This window comes from Azotobacter armeniacus (assembly GCF_054779355.1).
Genome location: NZ_BAAGYK010000076.1, coordinates 37,467 through 43,540, shown reverse-complemented (window position 1 = coordinate 43,540; position 6,074 = coordinate 37,467). Strand labels below are relative to the sequence as shown.

At 66.4% G+C, this 6,074-nt stretch carries 5 protein-coding genes; 2 read left to right on the top strand and 3 right to left on the bottom strand.

What is annotated here, in order from left to right; all coding sequences use genetic code 11:
* Nucleotides 1–204 precede the first annotated feature (204 nt).
* Both ACYVD0_RS12325 and ACYVD0_RS12320 read left to right on the top strand, forming a co-directional pair.
* Nucleotides 205–483 carry a DUF3509 domain-containing protein gene (locus tag ACYVD0_RS12325; protein WP_460427077.1) on the top strand — a complete coding sequence of 93 codons (279 nt, stop codon included), beginning with the start codon at nucleotides 205–207 and terminating at the stop codon, nucleotides 481–483.
* A gap of 218 nt (nucleotides 484–701) precedes the next feature.
* Nucleotides 702–1,646, top strand: a complete 945-nt coding sequence (locus ACYVD0_RS12320) for a DUF808 domain-containing protein (RefSeq protein ID WP_460427076.1) — start codon at nucleotides 702–704, stop codon at nucleotides 1,644–1,646.
* Nucleotides 1,647–1,653: 7 nt separating this feature from the next.
* On the opposite strand, the gene ACYVD0_RS12315 is transcribed toward ACYVD0_RS12320, so the two are convergent.
* The 3 genes from ACYVD0_RS12315 to yccS all read right to left on the bottom strand — a co-directional run bounded on the left by ACYVD0_RS12315 (nucleotide 1,654) and on the right by yccS (nucleotide 6,032).
* The gene (locus ACYVD0_RS12315; RefSeq protein ID WP_460427075.1) at nucleotides 1,654–2,136 is read right to left on the bottom strand and encodes a GreA/GreB family elongation factor; all 483 of its coding nucleotides are present in this window, start codon (nucleotides 2,134–2,136) and stop codon (nucleotides 1,654–1,656) included.
* Between the two features lie 206 nt (nucleotides 2,137–2,342).
* Nucleotides 2,343–3,740: a cytochrome B6 gene (locus ACYVD0_RS12310; protein WP_460427074.1), complete on the bottom strand. Its 1,398-nt coding sequence runs from the start codon at nucleotides 3,738–3,740 to the stop codon at nucleotides 2,343–2,345.
* A 117-nt stretch (nucleotides 3,741–3,857) separates the two neighbouring features.
* Nucleotides 3,858–6,032 carry a YccS family putative transporter gene (yccS, locus tag ACYVD0_RS12305; protein ID WP_460427081.1) on the bottom strand — a complete coding sequence of 725 codons (2,175 nt, stop codon included), beginning with the start codon at nucleotides 6,030–6,032 and terminating at the stop codon, nucleotides 3,858–3,860.
* Nucleotides 6,033–6,074: the final 42 nt, after the last annotated feature.

The window sequence follows — 6,074 nt, the reverse complement described above, 5'->3', positions numbered from 1 at the left end:
ATCCAGGCTAGGCACCCTGGCGGGCAACTGAGTCCCTCCTGCCCATCCTGCAAAATGCACGCTGTGCTTGGGTGCTTTCTTGCACTTTGCAAGATGTGGTTCTATGGTTTCTTCGCAACACATTGATTCATATGGTAATTACCTGCTGGAATGATACTTGCCTCAATCTTTCGCCGCGGGACCATATGATTAGGGAGTAGCTCCATGAAGCAGATAGAAGAAACCCTTATCGCCGCTTTCCCCGAATGCGACGTCCTCATCGAGCCGCGTCCGGATGGCAGCCTGCTGCTCACCCTGCAGCAGGGCGAGCGCTTGGTAATGCGTCGGGCCTTGTCCCTGAGCCAAGTGCAAAACAGGGTGCATCTTGACTGGCTGATCAGCTCGGTGCAGCGCGACCTGGCCATCGAGGCCGGCAAGGCGCCGATGCTCGCCAGGCTGCAAAGTCAGAGCCGCGTCCGTCTGCCTACCTACGCATCCACCTGACATCGCTGGGATGGGCTTCAGCCGTCCTGATGCGCTTGCCAGTCGATCAAGGGAATCCACCTGCCGGCCCGGCACACTGCCGGGCCTTCTTTTGGGCAGGCCGCACGAATCACCTGCAGTTTCTCCGGCCATCTTTGCCGCGTCTTCCTGACCTGCTTTACTGGCGTCCCCCGCCAGGTCCGTCAACCTACCTGGCCATCCCCCACAAGGAGTTCCCAATGGCTGGTAGCAGTCTGCTAACCCTGCTCGATGACATCGCCACCCTGCTCGATGATGTCTCGGTGATGACCAAGCTCGCGGCGAAGAAGACCGCCGGCGTGCTCGGCGACGATCTCGCCCTCAATGCCCAGCAGGTCACCGGCGTGCAGGCCGAGCGGGAGTTGCCGGTGGTCTGGGCGGTGGCCAAGGGCTCGCTGCTGAACAAGGTGATCCTGGTGCCCGCCGCGCTGCTCATCAGCGCCCTGGCGCCCTGGCTGATTACCCCGCTGCTGATGCTCGGCGGCGCCTTCCTCTGTTACGAGGGCTTCGAGAAGCTGGCGCACAAGCTGACCCACAGCGCCGCCGAGGACGAGGCCGAGCACGCCGAACTGACCGCCGCGCTGGTCGATCCCAACATCGATCTGGTCGCCTTCGAGAAGGACAAGATCAAGGGTGCGGTGCGCACCGACTTCATTCTCTCCGCCGAGATCATCGCCATCACCCTCGGCACCGTGGCGCAAGCCTCCTTCGTCACCCAGGTCAGTGTGCTGGTGGGCATCTCGCTGATCGTGACCCTCGGCGTCTACGGGCTGGTCGCCGGCATCGTCAAGCTGGATGATCTCGGTCTCTATCTGGAGCGCCAGCCCGACCCGCTGCTGAACCGTCTCGGCCGCGGCCTGCTGAATGCCGCACCCTGGCTGATGAAGGGGTTGTCGGTACTCGGCACCGCGGCGATGTTCCTGGTCGGTGGCGGCATCCTGGTGCACGGCCTGCCGTTTCTCGCCCACTGGCTGCACGGCCTGGAGGCCACCACCAACGGCCTGCCGACCGTGGGCAGCATTCTCTCGGCGCTGGTGCCGACGCTGATGAACGCGCTGGTCGGCATCGTCGCCGGTGGTCTGGTGCTGGCCGGCGTCACGCTGGTCAAGCGGGTGCTGAAGGCCTTCGGCCGCCAAGGCCGTTAGGCCGGATTCAACCGATTTCCAGCACCTCGTAGCACTGACGCATCCCGGCCAGCGTCAACTCGATCTCATCCCCCACGCCCCGGCCGAGCAGGCGCTGGCCGAGCGGCGAGCGCGGGGTGATGACCATCACCTGCTGGTCGCCATCCTGCACCTTGAGGCCGGCCGCCTCCGGGCCGAGAAACAGTGTCTGTTCCTCGCCCTGTCCGTCGACCAGGCGCACGAGGGCCGTCAGCTGAACGCCATGCTCGGCATCGAAGGAGCGCAGTTGCAGGTTCTGATAGAGGCTCAGGGCCTGGCGGATCTCCTCCACTCGCCGCGACTGGCCGGCGGCCAGATAGGCTGCCTCCAGGCCGAGAGTGTCGTACTTGTTCTCGGCGATGTTCTCTTCATGGGTCGCCGCCTCATGGGCCGTCTGCGCGGCGTGCTGGGCGAGGGCCAGGTTGTCTTCCAGGCGGGCGAGGATCAGCTGTAACACGTAGGCTTTGGTCATCGGAAGGCGTCGGGGAATGCAAGGGAAATCGGAGCGCGGCGGTGGTCGGCCGGTGGCGAAGGGCGTCGACCGCGTGGCGTCGGTACTCACGTGGATGTCAATAGTGCCTGAATAGTTGGTTGCAGTTTGCGCCCGCTTGCAAGCCCTGCCGCTGCTGGAGGGTGACGCCGCTGCGCCATCCTCCGCCGGCAGCTTGGTCGAGGTCATCAGAGTGTACGCAGGAAGGCGACCAGGTCGGCCTTTTCCTCCGCGGTCAGACCCCGTTGCAGCACCAGATTGAAGAACTCGACGGTGTCGTCCAGGGTCAGCAGGCGGCCATCGTGCAGGTACGGCGGAGAGTCCTTGATGCCGCGCAGGGGGAAGGTCTTGATCGGTCCGTCGGCCTTGGCCAGGCGGCCGTTGATGTTCTGCGGCTCGAAGAAGCGCTCGGTCTTCAGGTTGTGCATCGAGTTGTCGGTGTAGTAGGGCGGGGCGTGGCAGCCGGCGCAGGCTGCCTTGCCGTGGAACAGCGCCTCGCCGCGCAGCTCCTGCTCACTGGCCTGGGCCTTGATCAGCCGGCCCTCGACGTCCAGCTTGGGCGCCGGCGGGAAGTCCAGGATGTTCTGGAGCTCGCCCATGAAGTGCACCTGGCTGCCACGCTCGAGGATGTTCACCCCCTTCTTGGTGGCGATCACCGGGTCACCGTCGAAATAGGCGGCGCGCTGCTCGAACTCGGTGAAATCCTCCACCGACTTCAAGGCTCGCTGCGAGCCGAACAGCCGCTGGATGTTCACCCCGCGTAGCGACGGGGTGTCGATGCGATGGCGCAGTTCCTGCGGACGGATGTCGCCGACCAGGTGAGTGGCGGCGTTGGTGTGGCCGTTGGCGTGGCAGTCCAGGCAGGCCACGCCGCGGTGCGGGTGTTCGCTGCGGCGGTCCTCGGTGGCGTTGAACTGCTGCTGCGGAAAGGGCGTGAGCAACAGGCGCAGGCCTTCGAGCTGCTTGGGATTGAGGATGCCGTTGAACAGCTCATGGAAGTTGAACAGGGTCACCTGCTTGCCCTGGGACACGTCGCCCAGGTCCGGACGGGTGGTGAGAAAGATCGGCGCCGGGAATTCGGGGAGGAAGTGATCGGGCAGGTCGAAGTCCAGGTCGAAACGGGTCAGGTCGCGCTGCTCCTGCTGGTTGATCTCGTCGATCATGAACTGCGGGAAAACCATGCCGCCCTCGCCGTGCTTGGGATGGGGCAGTGGCATGAAGCCGGCTGGAAACAATCGTTTCCCACGGATGTCCTCGGGACTCATCCGGGCCAGGTCGTCCCAGTTGGTGCCGCTCGACAGCTTGACCCGCACGCCGCCCTGTACCGGCTTGCCCTTGCTCATGGTGACGCCCTCGACGGGCTTGTCGGCGAGGTCGTAGCGCGTATCCAGCAAGCGCTGCTGCGTCTTCATCACACTGGATTTCTCGCCCGCCAGACGCTGTTTGACGGTCTCGAAGGCTTCGGTGACCGCCACCGGCAGGTAGCTGGTCGGTTTCTCTTCCGGCGCGGCCTGTGCGCTGTCGGCCAGGACCAGAGCCAGGGCGAAAGGTATCGCCAAGCCTGCTCTTACTGCTGAACTGCTCATGGGCTCCTCCATGCAATAGGTGTCCCGAGGAAACAGCAATAGGTATAGACGAACGTGTCGGGGAAGGCGAAATGATGGGAAAGTGCCTGGCGGCAGGGATTGCCCTACCGCTGGCGGTCAGTGCGCCGGGCTCTGGTGCAGGGGCGCGGCGAGGCCGCGCAGCGGAGCGAGCTGGCCGGCGATCAGCGCCAGCTGGCTCTGCACCAGACGCAGGCCGTCGTCCTGTTCCTCGGGCAGTTGTTCAAGACGCTGGGTCAGGGCCTGCTCGGCCTCGTTGTGGACGGCCACCGGGCGGTTCCCGGCGAGCTCCCGGGCGATCTCCTCAAGACTGTCGGCGAGGCGCTCGGCAGCCTCGTCGAGCAGCGGGCGGCACTCGGCCTCGGGCAACTGCTCGCGGTGCGCGCCGAGCGCCGAGAGGTAGCTCAGCAGGGTGTGGGAGAGGACCAGGAAGCGGAAGCCGACGTCCGCCTCGCGGCGGAAGTGACCGGGTTCCATGAGCATCCCGGAGAGGGTCGAGGACAGCGCCGCATCGGCGTTGTGCGCATCGCGCCGGGCCAGGCGGTAGGCCAGGTCGTCGCGCTTGCCGCTGCGATACTGCTGCATCAGCTGGCGCAGGTAGCGGGCGTTGCAGGCCAGGGTGTTGGCCAGCACCCGGTTCAGCTGGCGGTCCTGCCAGTCGGGGAGGATCAGGAACACCGCGAGGCCGGCGATCAGGCTGCCGAGCAGGGTGTCCACCAGGCGCGGCCAGATCAGCCCGTAGCTGTCGCCGACCTGATTGAAGCAGGACAGTACCAGCAGGGTGATCGCCGCGGTGGCCAGGGTGTAGTGACTGGCGCGGGTGGCGAAGAACACCACCCCGGCGATCACCGCGAACAGCGACTGCACCAGCAGGCTGGGGAAGAGATCGAACAGCGCCCAGCCGGCCACCAGGCCGAGCACGGTACCGACGATGCGCTGGCGGACCCGGCGGCGGGTGGCGCCGAAGTTGGGCTGGCAGACGAACAGGGTGGTCAGCAGGATCCAGTAGCCCTGGGTGGGGTGGATCAGGTGCAGCAGGGCGTAGCCGGCGGAGAGCGCCACCGCCAGGCGCAGGGCGTGGCGGAACGGCCGCGAGGCCGGGGTCAGGTGCTGGCGCAGGCGGCCGAGGGCCTCGCCGAGCGATTGCGGCTCGCGGTCGAGCAGGCTGCTGTCCTGGGCCTCGGCGAGTGCGTCGGGATTGCGCGCATCGTGCAGCAGGTGGTCGAGGTGGACGAGGTTGTCGGCCAACGCGTCGAGCGAGCGCAGCAGCTGGCGCCAAGCCGGATTGCCCGGCCGCCGCAGGTGCTCCAGCGAGGTCTGCAGGTCTTCGAGGGCCTGGGTCTGATCAAAGCAGTCGAACGGCTGGCGCAGCTCGATGGCTCGCGCCAGGGCCTGGCAGGACTTGCCCTGCTGGCGTATCACCAGGCGGCAGCGGAACAGCACGTCACTGTGGAAGAAGGCCTCGGCCAGCGCGTTGTAGGGGTAGTGCGAGGAACTGGCGCGCTCGTGAATGTCCTGGGCGAGGAAGTACAGCTTCAGGTAGCGGTTCACCTGCGGCGTCGGCCGGCCGTTGTCGACCCGGTGCAGGATGATTTCCTTGGCGGCGTTCAGCGCCGCCACCACCCGGCTGTTCTGCTGGGCCAGCTCCAGGCGGCGCTTTTCCACGTCGAGATGGCGCACCGGCTCGAACAGCGACGACTTGAGCTTCAGGTATTGGCCCAGCTCGCGGAACACCCGGGCCAGGCTCTGCTGGATCGGCTGGGTGCTGAACAGTGCCTGCCAGAGCACCGAGAGCACGCCGTACCAGGCGGCGCCGGCGACCAGCACCAGGGGCTCGCGCCACAGGTCGACCGGCGGCCCGCCGCGCTGGTCGATGCCGATCATGGTGTAGATCGACAGGATCAGCGTGCCCGTGGCGATGGTGGCGTAGCGCTCGCCCAGCGCCCCGAGCATGGTCAGGCCGAAGCTGGAGAGCGCCAGGGCGGCGGCGAACCGCCAGGGGTAGGGGAACAGCAGCTCGACGGCGAAGGCCGCCGCGGCGAAGCAGGCCAGGGTCACCAGCAGCGCCTGCAGCCGGCCCTCCCAGCTGTCGTCGGTTTCCGCCAGGGCGCTGGCGATGATGCCGAGGAACAGCGGGATGAGCAAGTCCATGCGATCCAGGATCCAGCTCAGGGCCATGCTGCCGGTGAGGGCGATGAACACCCGCAGGCTGTAGCTGAAGATGTGGTGGGCCCAGAGTTGGCGAAGGGACTGGCGGAGGGAGGTCGAGGGCATGGGGTCGGCCTGGCGGTGGGGGCGGGTCATTGTAGACATCGG